Source organism: Streptomyces sp. NPDC003635, from assembly GCF_053587635.1.
The window spans coordinates 106,296-123,306 of the sequence record NZ_JBSFOK010000024.1 but is presented as its reverse complement, the minus strand read 5'-3'; the positions used below and the strand labels follow the sequence as shown (position 1 = coordinate 123,306).

Below are 17,011 nucleotides of genomic sequence, written 5' to 3'. Positions count from 1 at the left end.
TTGCCGCCGGAGAACAGGATCACCGGCCGCTCGAACTCGCCCGCCACCTCACGGAAGATGTGGACGGCCTCGGACTCCAGCGCGTCCAGATGGGACAGGGCGATCACACGAGCCCCCGCTCCACCAGCACCGCGTACACGGCGTCCGCGGACTCGCCCGGACTCTGCTCCTGCGTCCGCAGCACCAGCGCCGGGTCCACCGGAGGCTCGTACGGATCGTCCACGCCGGTCAGCCCGGACAGCTCGCCCGCGGCCTGCTGGGCGTACAGCCCCTTCACGTCCCGCGCGCTGCACACCTCGACCGGGGTGGCGACATGCACCTCGAGGTACGGCGTCCCGCTCGCCTCGTGCCGTCCGCGCACCGCCTCGCGGCCGTCGGCGTAGGGGGCGATGACCGGGACGACCGAGAGGACGCCGTTGCGGGCCAGTACCTCGGAGACCAGGCCGATGCGCTGGACGTTGGTGTTGCGGTCCTCCTTGGAGAAGCCGAGACCCGCCGAGAGGAAGCGGCGTATCTCGTCGCCGTCCAGCACCTCGACGCGACGTCCCGCGGCCTTCAGCCGGTCACCGAGCAGGCGGGCGATCGTCGTCTTGCCCGCGCTCGGCAGCCCGGTGAGCCAGATCGTGGCTCCCTGAGCCCTTGCCGTGGTGGTCATGCGTCAGATCCTCTTTCGTTACCTGGCGTGCTGAGGGGACGCTAGGTAAGAACTTTGAGAGGAGCGATAGAGGAAGCTGAGGGTTCCATTAGTGACGCGTGTTGTGGGTGGGATCACATGGGCTCGGGTGTCTCAGAGCCCGACGAAAGCCGCCCCCGCGTCCCTGAGCCGCTCGTGCAGGGCCCGGAACACCGCCGCCGAGCGCACACCCGGCCAGTCCTCGGGCAGCAGCCGGGCGGGCAGACCGGGATCGACGTAGGGCAGATGGCGCCAGGAGTCCAGGACGAGCAGATAGTCGCGGTAGGCCTCCTCTGCCGGGGTGTCGGACCGCCGTTCCCAGTCGTGCAGCACGGGCGCGTGCCGGTCGAGGAACGCCTCGTGCTGCTTGGCCACGGCCGCGAGGTCCCACCAGCGGGTGACGGCCTCGTCGGTCGGCGCGAAGCCCAGGTGCTCGCCGCGGAAGAAGTCGACGTACGCCTCCAGGCGCAGCCGCGCGAGGGTGTGCCGGGTCTCCTCGTACAGCCGCGCGGGCGCGATCCACACACCGGGGGCGGCCGTGCCGAAGCCGAGGCCCGCGAGCCGGGAGCGCAGCACGTGCCGCTTCTGCCGCTCCGACTCCGGTACCGAGAACACCGCGAGCACCCAGCCCTCCTCGTCGGGCGGCGCGGTGGCGTAGATGCGCCGGTCGCCGTCGTCGAGCAACTGGCGTGCGTCGGGGGAGAGTTCGTACCCGGCCGCGCCCTCGGCGGTGCGGGCGGGGACCAGCAGCCCGCGTCTCTTGAGCCGGGACACCGACGAGCGCACGGAGGGGGCGTCCACGCCGACCGCGGCGAGCAGCCGGATCAGTTCGGCGACGGGCACCGGGCCGGGCACATGGCGGCCGTAGGCGCCGTAGAGCGTGACGATCAGAGACCGTGGTGCATGCTGGTCGGACACGTTGATCATCTTAGGTCGTCGGGATCCGTGCCGTTTCCCGTGGGGATCACCGCCGTTTCCCCTCGGCGTCCGCCGCCACGCGCAGTCTGAACCGCTGGAGCTTGCCGGTCGCCGTGCGCGGCAGCGCGTCCAGGAAGACGATCTCGCGCGGACACTTGTACGGCGCGAGTTCCTCCCGGACGAAGGCCCGCAGCGCCTGCGCGTCCCGTCGCGCGCCCGGCGCGGTCACCACGAACGCCACCACGACCTGTCCGCGGTCAGGGTCGGACCGGCCCACGACCGCCGTCTCCAGCACGTCCGGATGGCGCAGCAGCGCCTCCTCGACCTCGGGGCCCGCGATGTTGTACCCGGCGGAGATGATCATGTCGTCCGCGCGGGCGACGTAGCGGAAGTAGCCGTCGGTCTCCCGGACGTAGGTGTCACCGGTGATGTTCCAGCCGTGCCGCACGTAGTCCCGCTGCCGTGGGTCGGCGAGATAGCGGCAGCCGACCGGTCCGCGCACCGCGAGCAGCCCCGGTTCCCCGTCGGGCTTCTCCCGCCCCTCGTCGTCGACCACGCGCGCGTGCCAGCCCGGCACCGGGACGCCGGTCGTACCGGGTCTGATGTGCTCGTCGGCGGCGGACACGAAGATGTGCAGCAGCTCGGTGGCACCGATGCCGTTGATGATCCGCAGCCCGGTCCGCTCGTGCCAGGCCCGCCAGGTGGCGGTGGGCAGGTTCTCGCCGGCCGACACGCAGCGGCGCAGTGAGGAGACGTCGTGCCCGTCGAGCTCGCCGAGCATCGCCCGGTAGGCGGTCGGCGCGGTGAACAGCACCGTCACCCGGTGCTCGGCGATGGCGGGCAGCAGCTGCTTGGGCCCGGCCTGTTCGAGGAGCAGGGCGCTGGCCCCGGCGCGCAGCGGGAAGACCACGAGCCCGCCGAGTCCGAAGGTGAAGCCGAGCGGGGGACTGCCGGTGAAGACATCGCCCACCCGGGGCTGGAGCACATGCTTGGAGAAGGTGTCCGCTATCGCCAGCACATCCCGGTGGAAGTGCATGCACCCTTTGGGCCGTCCGGTGGTCCCGGAGGTGAAGGCGATCAGGGCCACGTCGTCGGAGGCGGTGTCCACGGCGGTGTACGGCGTGCCCGGCGCCGCCCGCTTCAGCAGGTCGTCCGGGGCGTCACCGCCGTAGGTGGCGATCCGCAGCCCCGGTATCTCCGCCTTCGCGAGGTCGTCGACGGCGCGGATGTCGCACAGGGCGTGGCCCACCTCGGCCATCTCGCACATCGTGCGCAGCTCCTGCGGGCGCTGCTGGGCCAGGACGGTGACGGCGACCGCGCCCGCCTTCAGCACCGCGAGCCAGCAGGCCGCGAGCCAGGGGGTGGTGGGGCCGCGCAGCAGCACCCGGTTGCCGGGGACGACACCGAGGTCGCCGGTGAGCAGGTGCGCGAGCCGGTCGACCCGGGCGCGCAGCTCGCCGTAGGTCCAGCCGGGGCCGGTCGCGGTGCGGAACGCCGGGCGGTCGTCCGGCGCCCCGTGCAGCAGCTCGGCGGCGCAGTTCAGCCGTTCGGGGTACCGCAGCTCCGGCAGATCGAAGCTGAGCTCGGGCCACTGGTCGGACGGCGGGAGGTGGTCGCGCGCGAAGGTGTCGAGATGCGCCGAGACGTTCATGGCGGTGCGCCCCCTTGCCTGGTGGGCTCCCTGGTGGGCTCGCTCGACGAGCGTATCGTGTTGGTGACGGCAGTCAACTGTGCGCGATACGGTCGGGGGAGTGGCCCCGGCGGGCGCAGCCAGAGCGGCTCCGGCAGCCGCGGGGAGAGAGGACGGCGATGCCCGCATTCTCGCTCGAACCGGAACAGACCGCCTGGCGTGCGGAGCTGCGCCTGCTGGCCGCCGAGCGGCTGCGCCCGCTGGCCGACAAGGGGGAGCCGGGCCAGGTCAACCGACCGCTCGTGGCCGAACTGGGCAGCCTCGGACTGCTGCCCCGGCTGTTCACCTCCGGCGCCCTCGACCTCTGCCTGATGCGCGAGGCCCTCGCCTACGGCTGCACCGAGGCGGAGACCGCGCTCGCCCTCCAGGGCCTGGGCGCCCACCCGGTGCACGCCCATGGCACCCCGGCCCAGCGGGAGCACTGGCTGCCGAGGGTCGGCGCGGGCACGGCCGTGGCCGCCTTCGCGCTCAGCGAGCCCCGGGCGGGTTCCGACGCGGCGGCCCTGTCCCTGGCGGCCGAGCCCGACGGCACCGACGGCTGGCGCCTCACCGGCGAGAAGTGCTGGATCTCCAACGCCCCCGACGCCGACTTCTGCACCGTCTTCGCCCGCACCACGCCCGGCGCGGGCTCCCGGGGCGTCACCGCGTTCCTGGTCCCCGCCGACCGCCCCGGCCTCGGCGGGGAGCCGCTCGACATGCTCTCCCCGCACCCCATCGGCACGCTGACCTTCGACGCCGTCCCGGTCACCGCCGACGACATCCTCGGCGAGCCCGACCGGGGCTTCCGGGTCGCGATGGGCACCCTGAACCTGTTCCGGCCCAGCGTCGGCGCCTTCGCGGTGGGCATGGCCCAGGCGGCGCTGGACGCGACGCTCGGTCACACGGCCCGACGGGACGCGTTCGGCGGGAAGTTGCGCGGACTGCAGACGGTCGCCCACCAGGTCGCCGAGATGGCCCTGCGCACGGAGGCGGCCCGGCTGATGGTCTACGCGGCGGCGACGGCGTACGACGAAGGCGCCCCGGACGTCCCACGACGCTCGGCGATGGCGAAGCTGCTCGCCACCGAGACCGCGCAGTACGTCGTCGACACGGCCGTCCAGTTGCACGGCGCCCGGGCCCTGCGCCGGGGTCATCTGCTGGAACACCTGTACCGCGAGGTGCGCGCCCCGCGCATCTACGAGGGAGCGAGCGAGGTCCAACGCGACATCATCGCGAAGGAGTTGTACGGCGAACCGGAGGCCGAGGCATGAGCGCCGAACGAGTCGACCCGCCCGAACTGTCCCCGCCCACCGGCTTCTCGCACGCGGTCGTGGCCACCGGCACCCGGGTGGTGTTCCTGGCCGGGCAGACCGCCCTGGACACGGCCGGCGAGATCGTCGGCGACACCCTCCCCGAGCAGTTCGAGAAAGCTCTCACCAACCTGCTCACGGCCCTGAGCGCCACGGGCGGCACCCCGGCCGACCTCGCCCGCGTCACGGTCTACGCCACGGACATCGAGACGTACCGCGCGCACGCCCGCGAACTGGGCGCCGTCTGGCGGAGGCTGGCGGGCCGGGACTACCCGGCGATGGCGGTGGTGGAGGTCGTACGGCTGTGGGACAAGCAGGCGATGGTGGAACTGGACGGCTTCGCGGTGCTGCCGTGAGAGGTCAGGCGGCCATCGCCAGTCGCCCGACCGTCCCGCGGTGCGGCATGACCACGCTGCCGTCGGGCAGCAGCTCGCCCGTGTCGTCGAAGACGATCGTGCCGTCGCACATGAGGCTCCACCCCTGCTCGGGGTGGGCGGCTACCACGCGCGGAGCGTGCGTACCGGACTGGGAACACGAAGGCTGGTGAGCGTTCATGGCGCACCTCCACACAGGTCGGGCTCTTCGTATGGGTAGACCATGCTCCCGCCGTGAACTCATCGCCACGGGCGGCCCGTGAGTGTGACAACACGGGGACAACTCCCGGACGGTTCCCGGACGGTCGGATCGGACTCGCCACCGAAGGAGTGACGATCACGCGCGTGGGCGCGCGAGCCCGGTACTGGTGGAGCCCCCGGAACACCGTTCTCCTGGAAGGCCCCCCATGCTCGTACGCACCGCCCTCGGCGTGACCGCCGGTGCCGCCCTCCTCCTGCTCACCGCCCCCGCCGCCCCGGCGGACCCCTGGGAGACCGTGACCGTCGACCCGACGGGCCGCATCGCCGCCGACGGCACCGTCACCCTCTCCGGCACCTACCGCTGCACCGGCGGCACGGGACCGGTGTTCGTCAGTTCCTCGGTGGGCAACGGCTCCTCGGTCCGGCACGGCATCGGCGGCACCCGCGCGATCTGCGACGGCACCGAGCGGCGCTGGGAGAACACCGGCAGGCCGACCCCCGGCGCCGTCGAGCCGGGCGAGGCGCGGGTCGAGGCGACCGTCATGGAACTGGACTCCAGCGGCGGCCTGCCACTGCCCGCGTTCCACGCGACGCGCCAGCAGGACGTCACGCTGGTCGAGGACTGACCACGCCGCCCCGGCCCCTCGTCGGGGGGCCGGGGCGCTGCCCGGACTCAGATGTCCCGGAAGGTCTCGATCTGCGCGCCGATCGAGTTCAGGCGCTCGGCGAGGTCCTCGTAGCCGCGGTTGATGACGTAGACGTTGCGGAGCACCGACGTGCCCTCCGCCGCCATCATCGCCAGCAGGACGACCACCGCGGGGCGCAGGGCCGGCGGGCACATCATCTCCGCCGCGCGCCAGCGGGTGGGGCCCTCGACCAGGACACGGTGCGGGTCCAGGAGTTGGAGGCGGCCGCCCAGGCGGTTGAGGTCGGTCAGGTAGATGGCCCGGTTGTCGTAGACCCAGTCGTGGATCAGGGTCTTGCCCGAGGCCACCGCCGCGATCGCCGCGAAGAACGGGACGTTGTCGATGTTCAGACCCGGGAACGGCATCGGGTGGATCTTGTCGATCGGCGCCTCGAGCTTGCTCGGGCGGACCGTCAGGTCGACCAGGCGCGTACGGCCGTTGTCCGCGAAGTACTCCGGCGTACGGTCGTGGTCGAGGCCCATCTCCTCCAGGACCGCGAGCTCGATCTCCAGGAACTCGATGGGCACCCGGCGCACGGTCAGCTCCGACTCCGTGACCACGGCCGCGGCGAGCAGGCTCATCGCCTCGACCGGGTCCTCGGAGGGGGAGTAGTCCACGTCCACGTCGATGGTCGGCACACCGTGCACGGTCAGCGTGGTGGTGCCGATGCCCTCGACCCTGACGCCGAGCGCCTCCAGGAAGAAGCACAGGTCCTGGACCATGTAGTTGGAGGAGGCGTTGCGGATCGTCGTCACGCCGTCGTGCCGGGCCGCGGCCAGCAGCGCGTTCTCGGTGACCGTGTCCCCGCGCTCGGTCAGCACGATCGGGCGGTCGGGCGAGATCGCGCGGTCCACCCGGGCGTGGTACAGGCCCTCGGTCGCGGCGATGTCCAGACCGAACCGGCGCAGCGCGATCATGTGCGGTTCGATGGTGCGCGTACCGAGGTCGCAACCGCCCGCGTAGGGCAGCTTGAAGGCGTCCATCCGGTGCAGCAGCGGACCGAGGAACATGATGATGGAGCGGGTGCGCACGGCGGCCTCGGCGTCGATGGCGCCCATGTCCAGCTCGGCCGGGGGCACGAGCTCCAGGTCGACGCCGCCGTTGATCCAGCGCGTGCGCACCCCGATGGACTGCAGGACCTCCAGCAGACGGTAGACCTCCTCGATGCGCGCGACCCGCCGGAGCACCGTGCGCCCCTTGTTGAGCAGCGAGGCGCACAGCAGGGCCACGCACGCGTTCTTGCTCGTCTTCACATCGATCGCGCCGGACAGCCGACGGCCGCCCACCACCCGAAGATGCATCGGTCCCGCGTAGCCCAGCGAGACGATTTCGCTGTCCAGGGCTTCACCGATTCGGGCGATCATCTCAAGGCTGATGTTCTGATTGCCGCGCTCGATCCGATTGACGGCGCTCTGGGAGGTGCCGAGCGCCTCGGCCAGCTGCGTCTGTGTCCAGCCACGGTGTTGCCGGGCGTCACGGATGAGCTTGCCGATGCGTACGAGGTAGTCGTCTGCCATGAGGTTGAGGCTATCTCAGATATGAGATGGCGCCTCCTGAGGGGTCCGCCCGGGTGACGGGCCGTCAACGCCGCCTGGCGGTACGGGTGCGACGCCACCCGAAAGGTCCGGGCAAATCCATCGATGTCGTACGACGTCCGGTGCTGCTGTGGGTCTGCCGAGGGCCGTTCTTGCCGCCGGTCGTGATGGACCAGGACCGCCGGTTGATGTTCAGCCGAACCCCGGGCAGGATTCGGAAGCTCTTGCGGAATGTGAGGGGCATGCTCGCCTCCTGTCGCAGGACCACGGATGCCTTTCGGCTACCCCGACTTGGCGAACTGATGGCAGAACTCCACCGTTTCGTCGAAGGTGACCGTCGGTACGGGGTCGCCGGTGACGACGTACGCGTGCCGTGACACCACCCCGTACTCCGTCAGCAGCTCCAGCAGGCCCGGCTCCGGGCACCGCCAGGTCAGCCGGGTGACGTTGTCCCCGAGGGCGTTGGCCAGATTGCTCCAGCCCTGTCCGTTGGCGCGCAGCTCGAACTCCGAGGACTCCATCACGCCGTAGTCGAAGGGGATGCCGCTCCAGTGGCCGAGAAGGGCCTCGTCCAGGCCGGTCCGCGGGTTGGCGGCGTCCTCCTCCGCGATCCGGCGCTGGCTGGCGATCTCGGGTCCGCCGAGGTCCACCACGCGCCGGCCGTGCAGGACGGCGCCGTACTCGCGGAAGTCGATGCCGACGTACGGCGTGCCGTCCCGCGCTATCGGATGGACGTGGACGGCGTGCACGTCGAGCCGCCGCGGGAAGCTCCCGAGATGTGCGCACACCGCGTGCCGCAACGCGTCGAAGAGGTCGGGCAGATGCTCGGCCGTCCAGGCGGCGCGGGCCAGGTCGGCGTCGCCCAGCAGGTGACAGCGCAGCGGGGCGCGCCCGGGGCTCAGGGTCGTCCATGCGTTCGTCGGCAGGGGGACCCATCGTGTCCAGCCGCTGGCATGCCGGTGGAAATCGCCTCGCTTCATGGTGGAAGGAGGACATCACACGGAGGCCGGGCATGACCATCCCGGCCCCATGTACTAGAGTTATCTCGACATCGAGATATCTGCCGAGGCGTACCGCAGCCGCACGCTGACATCGGTCCGGTGGTAAGGGTTACCTAACTTAGCCTGACCTTAGCGGATCGGCCAAGTCGTCGTGGCGGCAGGATGCGGTGGGAACGCGCACATCAAAGAAGGAGACTGTCGTGTCGGCGAACAGCTTCGACGCCCGCAGCACGCTGCAGGTGGGCGACGAGTCGTACGAGATCTTCCGGCTGGACAAGGTGGAAGGCTCGGCCCGCCTTCCGTACAGCCTGAAGGTGCTGCTGGAGAACCTGCTGCGCACCGAGGACGGCGCGAACATCACCGCCGACCACATCCGCGCGCTCGGCGGCTGGGACTCCCAGGCCCAGCCCTCGCAGGAGATCCAGTTCACGCCCGCCCGCGTGATCATGCAGGACTTCACCGGTGTGCCGTGCGTCGTGGACCTCGCCACCATGCGTGAGGCCGTCAAGGCGCTCGGCGGCGACCCGGCGAAGGTGAACCCCCTCTCCCCGGCCGAGCTGGTCATCGACCACTCCGTCATCGCCGACAAGTTCGGCACCAACGACGCGTTCGCGCAGAACGTCGAGCTGGAGTACGGCCGCAACAAGGAGCGCTACCAGTTCCTGCGCTGGGGCCAGACCGCCTTCGACGACTTCAAGGTCGTCCCCCCGGGCACCGGCATCGTCCACCAGGTGAACATCGAGCACCTGGCGCGCACGGTCATGGTCCGCAACGGCCAGGCCTACCCCGACACCCTCGTCGGCACCGACTCGCACACCACGATGGTCAACGGCCTCGGCGTCCTCGGCTGGGGCGTCGGCGGTATCGAGGCCGAGGCCGCGATGCTCGGCCAGCCGGTCTCGATGCTCATCCCGCGCGTCGTCGGCTTCAAGCTGACCGGCGAGCTGCCCACCGGCACCACCGCCACCGACCTCGTGCTGACCATCACCGAGATGCTCCGCAAGCACGGTGTCGTCGGCAAGTTCGTCGAGTTCTACGGCGAGGGCGTGGCCGCCACCTCCCTCGCCAACCGCGCCACCATCGGCAACATGTCGCCGGAGTTCGGCTCCACCGCCGCCATCTTCCCGATCGACGACGAGACCCTGAACTACCTCAAGCTCACCGGCCGCTCCGAGCAGCAGGTCGCGCTCGTCGAGGCGTACGCCAAGGAGCAGGGCCTCTGGCTGGACCCGAAGGCCGAGCCGGACTTCTCCGAGAAGCTGGAGCTCGACCTCTCCACGGTCGTCCCCTCCATCGCCGGTCCGAAGCGCCCGCAGGACCGGATCGTCCTCGCGAACGCCGCCGAGCAGTTCAAGAGCGACGTCCGCAACTACGTCGACGTCGTCGACGAGGCCGGCCAGGAGTCCTTCCCGGCCTCCGACGCCCCGGCCGTCGCCCCGAACGGCGCCCCGTCCAACCCGGTCACCGTGACCGCCCCCGACGGCTCGACGTACGAGATCGACCACGGTGCCGTGACCGTCGCCGCGATCACCTCCTGCACCAACACCTCGAACCCCTACGTCATGGTCGCCGCCGCGCTCGTGGCGAAGAAGGCCGTGGAGAAGGGCCTGACCCGCAAGCCCTGGGTCAAGACCACCCTCGCCCCGGGCTCGAAGGTCGTCACCGACTACTTCGACAAGGCCGGTCTGACGCCGTACCTCGACAAGGTCGGCTTCAACCTCGTCGGCTACGGCTGCACCACCTGCATCGGCAACTCCGGCCCGCTGCCGGAGGAGGTCTCCAAGGCCGTCAACGACCACGACCTCGCGGTCACCTCGGTCCTCTCCGGCAACCGGAACTTCGAGGGCCGGATCAACCCCGACGTCAAGATGAACTACCTGGCCTCCCCGCCGCTGGTCGTCGCGTACGCCATCGCGGGCTCCATGAAGGTGGACATCACCAAGGACGCCCTCGGTGTCGACCAGGACGGCAACGCCGTCTACCTGAAGGACATCTGGCCCTCCGAGGCCGAGGTCAACGACGTCGTGGCCAACGCCATCGGCGAGGACATGTTCAACAAGTCCTACCAGGACGTCTTCGCGGGCGACGCCCAGTGGCAGGCCCTGCCGATCCCGACCGGCAACACCTTCGAGTGGGACGCGGAGTCCACGTACGTCCGCAAGCCCCCGTACTTCGAGGGCATGACGATGGAGACCACGCCGGTCTCCGACATCTCGGGCGCCCGCGTCCTGGCCAAGCTGGGCGACTCGGTCACCACCGACCACATCTCGCCCGCCGGTGCCATCAAGGCCGACACCCCGGCCGGCAAGTACCTCACCGAGCACGGTGTGGAGCGTCGTGACTTCAACTCCTACGGCTCGCGCCGAGGCAACCACGAGGTCATGATCCGCGGCACGTTCGCCAACATCCGCCTGCGCAACCAGATCGCGCCGGGCACCGAGGGCGGCTACACCCGCGACTTCACGCAGGCCGACGCGCCGGTGTCGTTCATCTACGACGCCTCGCAGAACTACCAGGCCGCCGGCATCCCGCTGGTCATCCTGGGCGGCAAGGAGTACGGGTCCGGCTCGTCCCGCGACTGGGCCGCGAAGGGCACCGCGCTCCTCGGCGTCAAGGCCGTCATCACTGAGTCGTACGAGCGCATCCACCGCTCGAACCTCATCGGCATGGGCGTCCTGCCGCTGCAGTTCCCGGCCGGCCAGTCGGCCGACTCGCTCGGACTGACCGGCGAGGAGACCTTCTCCATCACCGGCATCACCGAGCTGAACGAGGGCACCACCCCGAGCACGGTGAAGGTCACCACCGACACCGGTGTCGAGTTCGACGCGGTCGTCCGCATCGACACCCCGGGTGAGGCGGACTACTACCGCAACGGCGGCATCATGCAGTACGTGCTGCGGAACCTGATCCGCAAGTAGGTCCCGCCGCGGAGGGCCGCGTTCCCGGTGACGGGGGTGCGGCCCTCCGTGCTGTCCGGAGGAAGCCCGGTGCCGGCGAGGCCGCCGCGAAAGCGGGCCCTCGTCGGACTGCGGGACATCGGCTCAGCTCAGGTGGAACACAGGGTTCCCTCAGCGGACCGGGACAGCATCGAGACATGTCTGGCACCTGGGGGTCTCGAACCGGTCGGGTCCGGGTGCTCGTCGTCGACGACGAGCCCGGTCTCACCGAACTGCTGTCGCTCGCCGTCACCGAGGCGGGCTGGCAGCCTTACGCGGCGCCGGACGGGTGCAGCGCGCTGCGGCTCGCCCGCGCCTGCGCCCCGCACGCCGTGGTGCTGGACGGCATGCTGCCCGACCTGGACGGCCTTCAAGTGCTGCGCCGACTGCGCGCGGAACAGCCCGACCTGCCCGTGCTGATGCTCACCGCCCGGGACGCGCTCGAACACCGCCTCGACGGACTCCAGGCCGGGGCCGACGACTATGTCACCAAGCCCTTCTCCCTGGAGGAGGTCGTCGTGAGGCTGCGCGCCCTGCTGCGCCGGGCGGGCGGCGAGCGCGCCCGCACCGAGGACTGCGTACGCGTCCTCGGCGACCTGGTGCTGACCCGACCAACCCGCGAGGTGCACCGCGCGGGTGCCCCCGTCCGGCTCACCGCCAAGGAGTTCGAGCTGCTCGGCCTGTTCCTGGACCACCCGCGCCAGGTGCTCAGCAAGGCGCAGATCCTCGACCGCGTCTGGAACGGGTCCTTCGACGGCGGCGGCAACCTGGTGGAGGTCTACGTCTCCAGCCTGCGCCGCAAGATCGACAGGGGCCGGGCCCCGATGATCCACACCGTGCGCGGCCTGGGCTACGCCATCAGGCCCGGGCAGGACGGCGGACGACCATGAGGCGCCGCCCGCGCGCCCGCTCCATCCGCGCCCGACTGGTGCTGTTCATCAGCGCCACCCTCGTCGTGGTGTGCGCCGCCATGGCCCTCACCACCGCCTTCGTGCAGCGCTCCGCCCTGCTCGGCAACCTCGACGACCGGGTCACCGACGCCGCCGAACGCAGCCTCGGCGGTGCCATGCTCGGCCCGGAGCGCACCGACGGCCTCGGTTTCCTGCACGAGAACGGCCACCCCGCGGGCCTCCTCGCCGCCCGGCTCGACGCGGACGGCGACCTCCTCTCCGCGGCCGTCGTCGGCCAGGACGCGGCCCCGCAGGACCTGACCGCCGTCCAACGCGCAGCCCTGGAGGGCGTCGCGGCCGACGGCTCCCGGCACACCCGGACCGTCCCCGGGCTCGGCACCTACCGGGTCGCCGCGCTCCAGGGCGACGGGGCGCGGGTGCTCACCGGGCTGCCGATGGGCGACGTCCAGGGAATGATCAGCGGCATGGTGGTCGCCGAGGCCGCCGTCGCCGCGGCCGGACTGGTCGTCGCGGGCTGCGCGTGCGCGGTCGTGATACGGCGTCAGCTGCGCCCGCTCGGCCGGGTCGCCGCCACCGCCGTCGAGGTTTCCCGCGCGCCCCTGAACCGCGGCGAGGTCACCGCCCTCACCCGGGTCCCCGAGCGCGACACCGACCCCGGCAGCGAGGCCGGCCAGGTGGGCGCCGCCCTCAACCGGATGATCGACCACGTCGAGTCCTCCCTCGCCGAGCGCCGGCGGACCGAGGAACGCATGCGCCGCTTCCTCGCCGACGCCAGCCATGAACTGCGCACCCCGCTCGCCTCCATCGCGGGCTACGCCGAGCTGATGAACCGGGGCACCGACCGCATCGAGCCGGTACTGGCCTGGCGGCGCGTGTCCGCCGAGGCGGCCCGGATGACCGGCCTCGTCGAGGACCTGCTCCTGCTGGCCCGCCTGGACGAAGGACGTCCGCTGGAGTCGGCCGAGGTGGACCTCGCGGCGCTGGTCGCCGAGGCGGTGTGGGACGCGCGGGCGGCGGGCGACGGCCATGACTGGCAGCTGGCGCTCGACGTCGACGCCCCGGCCCTGGTCCTGGGCGACGAGGCACGGCTCCACCAGGTGGTGGCCAACCTCCTGGCCAACGCGCGCGTGCACACCCCCATGGGCACGCGGGTCGTGGCCACGGTGGAGGTCCGGGGCGCCGACGGCGTCGTACGCGTCACGGACGACGGCCCCGGCATCGCGCCCGCCCTGCTCCCCACGGTCTTCGAACGCTTCACGCGGGCGGACGTCTCCCGCACCCGCGCCTCCGGCCGTTCCGGCGGCTCCGGTCTCGGCCTCGCCATCGTCGCGGCGATCACGACGGCCCACGGCGGCCGGATCGACGTACACAGCGAACCCGGCCGCACCGAGTTCACCGTACGACTGCCCCTCACGGGGGAGGCGCCGGCCGCGTTGTCCGGCGCGTACCGCACGAGAAGTCACTGACGGCGCGAGTGGCGACAGTTGCGCGGATGCCGGTGTCCGACGTGATCGTGCGAACACACGACGACTCACTCCCACCGGCGATACCGCGGCGCCCCCACGCGCACCGTGCGCCAACCGTTTACATCCGCGCCCCCCGGCGCTACTTTCCGACCCAGTGGGGTGGGAGCGCTCCCACCATCGGTGGACCGGAACCCGCCCAGGGGCGCTCCCATTCCACGTCCCTGGGTTCCCGGCGGACCCCCGCGGGACGCGTCGCTCGCCGCGCTCCGGGCGGACCCGGTGGGAGCTGAGCCGACGTCCACCGGGTCCGCGAGCCGGGCCGACGACGGGGGAAGCGCCGGTCCGGGTGGTGCTTGGCTTGTGGGGCGGAGAAGTGTGCGACAACGTTGTCGAGTTGTCTGTAGATGATGTTACCGCCCCAACGGACAGCGATGCCAACCCAGTTGTGGAACACGGCCGTCCGGGTGGCTGGCGTGCTGGCGTGCCGTCTCGGACGACGCGGTATTCCGCGAGGTGCCGCGCGGACCCCCGTTACGTCCGCGCGGCACCGAGTTCCCTCAGCCGGTGCAGCCGGGCACCAGGGCGGGGCTGCCGGCGCAGTCACTGGGCTGGTTGGTCACCACGGTGCTGAACACCAGGCCCACGTCCGCCTCGTTGTAGATGCCGCCCGGGCTGGTGGTGGCGGTGTTGGAGGACACCTTGCTGTCGTTGAGTGTCGCGACCGTCGGGAGGGGCGCCATGTTGGCGAGCCCGGCCCCCTTGGCGTTCGGGCCGAGCGCCTGATTGTCCTCGATCAGGCTGTCGTCCAGGGTGAGCGTCCCCGCGCTGCGGATGCCGCCGCCGCGGGCACCGTCGCTCGTGGCGGAGCCCGCGGTGTTCTTCCTGACGCTGCTGTTCTTCAGGGTGGCCGTGGAACCCTCACCGCCGCGTACGTCGATGCCGCCCGCGTTGGCCGCCTTGTTGCCTTCGACGGTGGTGTGGGTGAGCGACAGGGCGCCCTTGCTGCGGATGCCCCCGCCGGAGTAGTTGGCGGTGTTCCCGGTGACCTGGGTGAGGTCGTCGAGCACCGCGCTGCCGCCGGCGTCGTTCTTGGTCGCGCCCCGGATGTTCAGGCCGCCGCCCGCGTGTGCGGAGTTGCCCGACAGCCGGGTGGCGGTGAGGACGACCTTGCCGTTGTCGTTCTCGATGCCACCGCCGGTCCCCACAGCGCTGTTGTCCTGGACGCTTCCGGCGGTGATCGCCAGACTGCCGTTCGAGTGAACCAGGATGCCGCCGCCGATGTCGGGGGCCCGGCCGCCTTGCACGGTGACGGCTGTCAGGGCGAGGCTTCCACGCTCGCCCTCCACTTCGAAGAGGCGGAAGTCGGGGGCGGCGGGGTCGCGTCGGATGACGTTGCCGAGGCCCGTGATGCTGACGGCCCTCGTGATGACCGGCAGGCCGGTGCCGTCGCTGTCCTCGTCCTTGGTGATCGTGTAGGTGCAGCCGGGGGTGAGGACGAGCGTGCCGCCCTCGGAGTCGGCGTTGGCCCGGGTGAGGGCCTCCTTGAGCTGTTGTTCACCGCAGCCGACGACGGTCTGCGCTTGAGCGGTGGTGGACGGTACGGCGAGGGCGCCGACGGTCAGGGCCGCTCCGAGGAGGACGCGGACTCGGTACATGGGTGCCTGCTTTCACGCGAGGTGATCGTGGGTCCGCCCCCGCTGCGTACCGTACGAAGCCCTCTGGCCCGGGGCACGCCCGCCAGGGCAAACGGGCTACGCGCCGCCCACGACCCCCGCCGGCCATCCGAGGTGACGGACGGACGAGCACGCGTCGCCGCCCTCGTGCCCGTTGCCCGCACGGGCGCCGGGGCCGCGGGCGCCGACCGCCCGGCCGCCACCCGCAACCCGCGTGCCGCTTCGCGTGGCGGTCCCGTGTCTTCAGCCGATGGTGACGACACGGGCCCAGGACGGCGGCGCGTCCGGCACGTAGTCCGGGTCTTCCTCGTTCACCGTGGGGGCCCGGGGGAAGAGCCCGACGACGGTACGGCAGGACGGCTGCTCGGAGGGCCAGGGCGTCTGGCCGTCCGTGAGGGCGACGATCACGTCCGGGCGGGGCCGTGAGCGCAGTGCCGAGGCGAAGCCGGAGCGCAGATCCGTGCCTCCGCCGCCGATCAGCTCGATGTCCTCGGCGCGGCAGATCGGCCCGGCGACCCTGGCCGCCGCGTCGCAGGAGATGACCGACACCAGATCGCGCCGGCCGCCCACCGCGCGCGCCATCGCCGCCACCTCCAGCAGCGCGCTGCCCAGCTCGGCGTCGTTCACCGACCCGGAGGTGTCGATCACCACGCAGACCCGCGGCGGGTGACGGCGCAGGCTCGGCAGCACCACCCCGGGGACAGCGGCCGAGCGCCGGGACGGACGCCGGTAGCTGTGGTTCTCGCCCGCGCCCGGCGCACCGGCCGCGGAGCGCACCGCCGCGCCGAGCAACTGCCGCCACGGCTGCGGCGGATGAAAGGCCTCGTCCGCCCATCGGCGCCACCCCTCCGGGCTGTCGCCCGGCCGGCCCTTGATCCCTTCGGCGACCCGGAAGCGCACCGCGTCCCGCTGCTGTTTGCTCAGCCCGTGGGCGCCCTCGGCTCCCAGCTCCCACGGCCGTGGCTGGCCGTCGGCACCGCCGCCGCAGTCCAGCCAGGCCAGATCGGCGGCCAGTCCGGACAGCGACGCCTTCCGCAGATACTCCTCCATCAGCAGCCCGTCGGGCAGTCGCAGCAGGGACGGGAGCACCGCTCCGGTGGGCCGGGGCAGGCCCTCGCCGTAGATGTCGTCGTTGATCTCGAAGTCGGCGGCGATGTTCCGCCGCAGGCGCTCGCCGGGGCCGTACTCCTCGTTCTCCCGCGCGTACCGCTCGCTCCGCGCGTGGTGGTCCCGGAGCAGATGGGAGACCTCGTGCACCCAGACGCCGGCCAGTTCCTGCACCGGGGTGCGCGCCACGAAGCCGGGGGAGACATAGCAGCGCCAGTGCGCGTCGACCGCCATCGTCGGCACCGAACGGTCCTCCACCACCTGGAGCGCGAAGAGCGCCACGGCCAGGTAGGGGCGGACCTCGACCGCGTGCAGCCGGGCGGCCAGCAACTTCTCCATGTCCAGCCGGAGCCCGGCCGGATTGTCCGGCCCCCCGGGCCCCACCGGCGCCGCCGGCACGGTCGCCCGCACCGGGCGCGGCGCAGGAGGCGGCGCCATGGGCCGCGGCAGAGGGTGCGGCGCGGTCCCGGTCGTACGTGCGGTGGCCGGGGTCGGGCGGTGCTCGGTGCCGGTCGTTGGCGCGGCGCTGGGGTGCGGGTGTGGTGTGGGCC

At 71.8% G+C, this 17,011-nt stretch carries 15 protein-coding genes and 1 pseudogene; 6 read left to right on the top strand and 10 right to left on the bottom strand.

The features are described 5' to 3' along the window. The 4 genes and pseudogenes from ACWDRW_RS22930 to ACWDRW_RS22915 form a co-directional block, all read right to left on the bottom strand. Positions 1–107: pseudogene (locus ACWDRW_RS22930) on the bottom strand (sulfate adenylyltransferase subunit CysD); the annotation flags it as partial. Then, entirely contained in the window at positions 104–655 is a 552-nt protein-coding gene (gene cysC, locus ACWDRW_RS22925) for an adenylyl-sulfate kinase (RefSeq protein ID WP_451725807.1), read from the bottom strand. The pseudogene ACWDRW_RS22930 and the gene cysC, both read right to left, overlap by 4 nt. Before the next feature lie 132 nt (positions 656–787). Further along, positions 788–1,600 (bottom strand): PaaX family transcriptional regulator, encoded by an 813-nt coding sequence (locus ACWDRW_RS22920; RefSeq protein WP_451725805.1) that lies wholly within the window; start codon positions 1,598–1,600, stop codon positions 788–790. 37 nt (positions 1,601–1,637) lie between these two features. Next, entirely contained in the window at positions 1,638–3,242 is a 1,605-nt protein-coding gene (locus ACWDRW_RS22915) for an AMP-binding protein (protein ID WP_451725803.1), read from the bottom strand. 158 nt (positions 3,243–3,400) lie between these two features. On the opposite strand from ACWDRW_RS22915, the gene ACWDRW_RS22910 reads away from it, so the two are divergent. Continuing rightward, positions 3,401–4,531: an acyl-CoA dehydrogenase family protein gene (locus ACWDRW_RS22910; RefSeq protein ID WP_451725801.1), complete on the top strand. Its 1,131-nt coding sequence runs from the start codon at positions 3,401–3,403 to the stop codon at positions 4,529–4,531. Then, complete coding sequence (locus ACWDRW_RS22905; protein WP_451725799.1) at positions 4,528–4,926, top strand: RidA family protein; 399 nt, start codon at positions 4,528–4,530, stop codon at positions 4,924–4,926. The genes ACWDRW_RS22910 and ACWDRW_RS22905 overlap by 4 nt, the downstream gene beginning before the upstream one ends. 4 nt (positions 4,927–4,930) lie before the next feature. On the opposite strand, the gene ACWDRW_RS22900 is transcribed toward ACWDRW_RS22905, so the two are convergent. Next, positions 4,931–5,125, bottom strand: coding sequence for a DUF5999 family protein (locus tag ACWDRW_RS22900; protein WP_451725797.1), 195 nt, complete (start codon positions 5,123–5,125; stop codon positions 4,931–4,933). 226 nt (positions 5,126–5,351) lie between these two features. On the opposite strand from ACWDRW_RS22900, the gene ACWDRW_RS22895 reads away from it, so the two are divergent. Further along, on the top strand, positions 5,352–5,771 hold the full coding sequence (locus ACWDRW_RS22895) for a DUF6299 family protein (protein ID WP_451725795.1): 420 nt from the start codon (positions 5,352–5,354) through the stop codon (positions 5,769–5,771). A gap of 47 nt (positions 5,772–5,818) precedes the next feature. Here the strand turns inward: ACWDRW_RS22895 and ACWDRW_RS22890 are convergent, their stop codons facing one another. The 3 genes from ACWDRW_RS22890 to ACWDRW_RS22880 all read right to left on the bottom strand — a co-directional run bounded on the left by ACWDRW_RS22890 (position 5,819) and on the right by ACWDRW_RS22880 (position 8,346). Beyond that, a complete protein-coding gene (locus tag ACWDRW_RS22890; RefSeq protein WP_451725793.1) occupies positions 5,819–7,348 on the bottom strand; it encodes a helix-turn-helix domain-containing protein in 1,530 nt (509 codons plus the stop codon). A gap of 64 nt (positions 7,349–7,412) precedes the next feature. After that, positions 7,413–7,610 carry a DUF4236 domain-containing protein gene (locus ACWDRW_RS22885; RefSeq protein WP_451725791.1) on the bottom strand — a complete coding sequence of 66 codons (198 nt, stop codon included), beginning with the start codon at positions 7,608–7,610 and terminating at the stop codon, positions 7,413–7,415. A gap of 37 nt (positions 7,611–7,647) precedes the next feature. After that, positions 7,648–8,346: a hypothetical protein gene (locus tag ACWDRW_RS22880; RefSeq protein WP_451725790.1), complete on the bottom strand. Its 699-nt coding sequence runs from the start codon at positions 8,344–8,346 to the stop codon at positions 7,648–7,650. A 221-nt stretch (positions 8,347–8,567) separates the two neighbouring features. On the opposite strand from ACWDRW_RS22880, the gene acnA reads away from it, so the two are divergent. From acnA to ACWDRW_RS22865, 3 genes are all read left to right on the top strand, one after another. Then, on the top strand, positions 8,568–11,285 hold the full coding sequence (gene acnA / locus ACWDRW_RS22875; protein ID WP_451725788.1) for an aconitate hydratase AcnA: 2,718 nt from the start codon (positions 8,568–8,570) through the stop codon (positions 11,283–11,285). Positions 11,286–11,461: 176 nt separating this feature from the next. Next, on the top strand, positions 11,462–12,193 hold the full coding sequence (locus ACWDRW_RS22870; protein WP_451725787.1) for a response regulator transcription factor: 732 nt from the start codon (positions 11,462–11,464) through the stop codon (positions 12,191–12,193). Further along, complete coding sequence (locus tag ACWDRW_RS22865; protein WP_451725785.1) at positions 12,190–13,680, top strand: HAMP domain-containing sensor histidine kinase; 1,491 nt, start codon at positions 12,190–12,192, stop codon at positions 13,678–13,680. Before ACWDRW_RS22870 ends, ACWDRW_RS22865 begins: the two co-directional genes overlap by 4 nt. Before the next feature lie 557 nt (positions 13,681–14,237). Here ACWDRW_RS22865 and ACWDRW_RS22860 read toward each other — a convergent pair. Together ACWDRW_RS22860 and ACWDRW_RS22855 are read right to left on the bottom strand one after the other, a co-directional pair. Beyond that, the gene (locus ACWDRW_RS22860; protein ID WP_451725783.1) at positions 14,238–15,335 is read right to left on the bottom strand and encodes a hypothetical protein; all 1,098 of its coding nucleotides are present in this window, start codon (positions 15,333–15,335) and stop codon (positions 14,238–14,240) included. Positions 15,336–15,596: 261 nt separating this feature from the next. Beyond that, on the bottom strand, positions 15,597–16,799 hold the full coding sequence (locus ACWDRW_RS22855; protein WP_451725816.1) for a vWA domain-containing protein: 1,203 nt from the start codon (positions 16,797–16,799) through the stop codon (positions 15,597–15,599). Between the last annotated feature and the right edge of the window lie 212 nt (positions 16,800–17,011).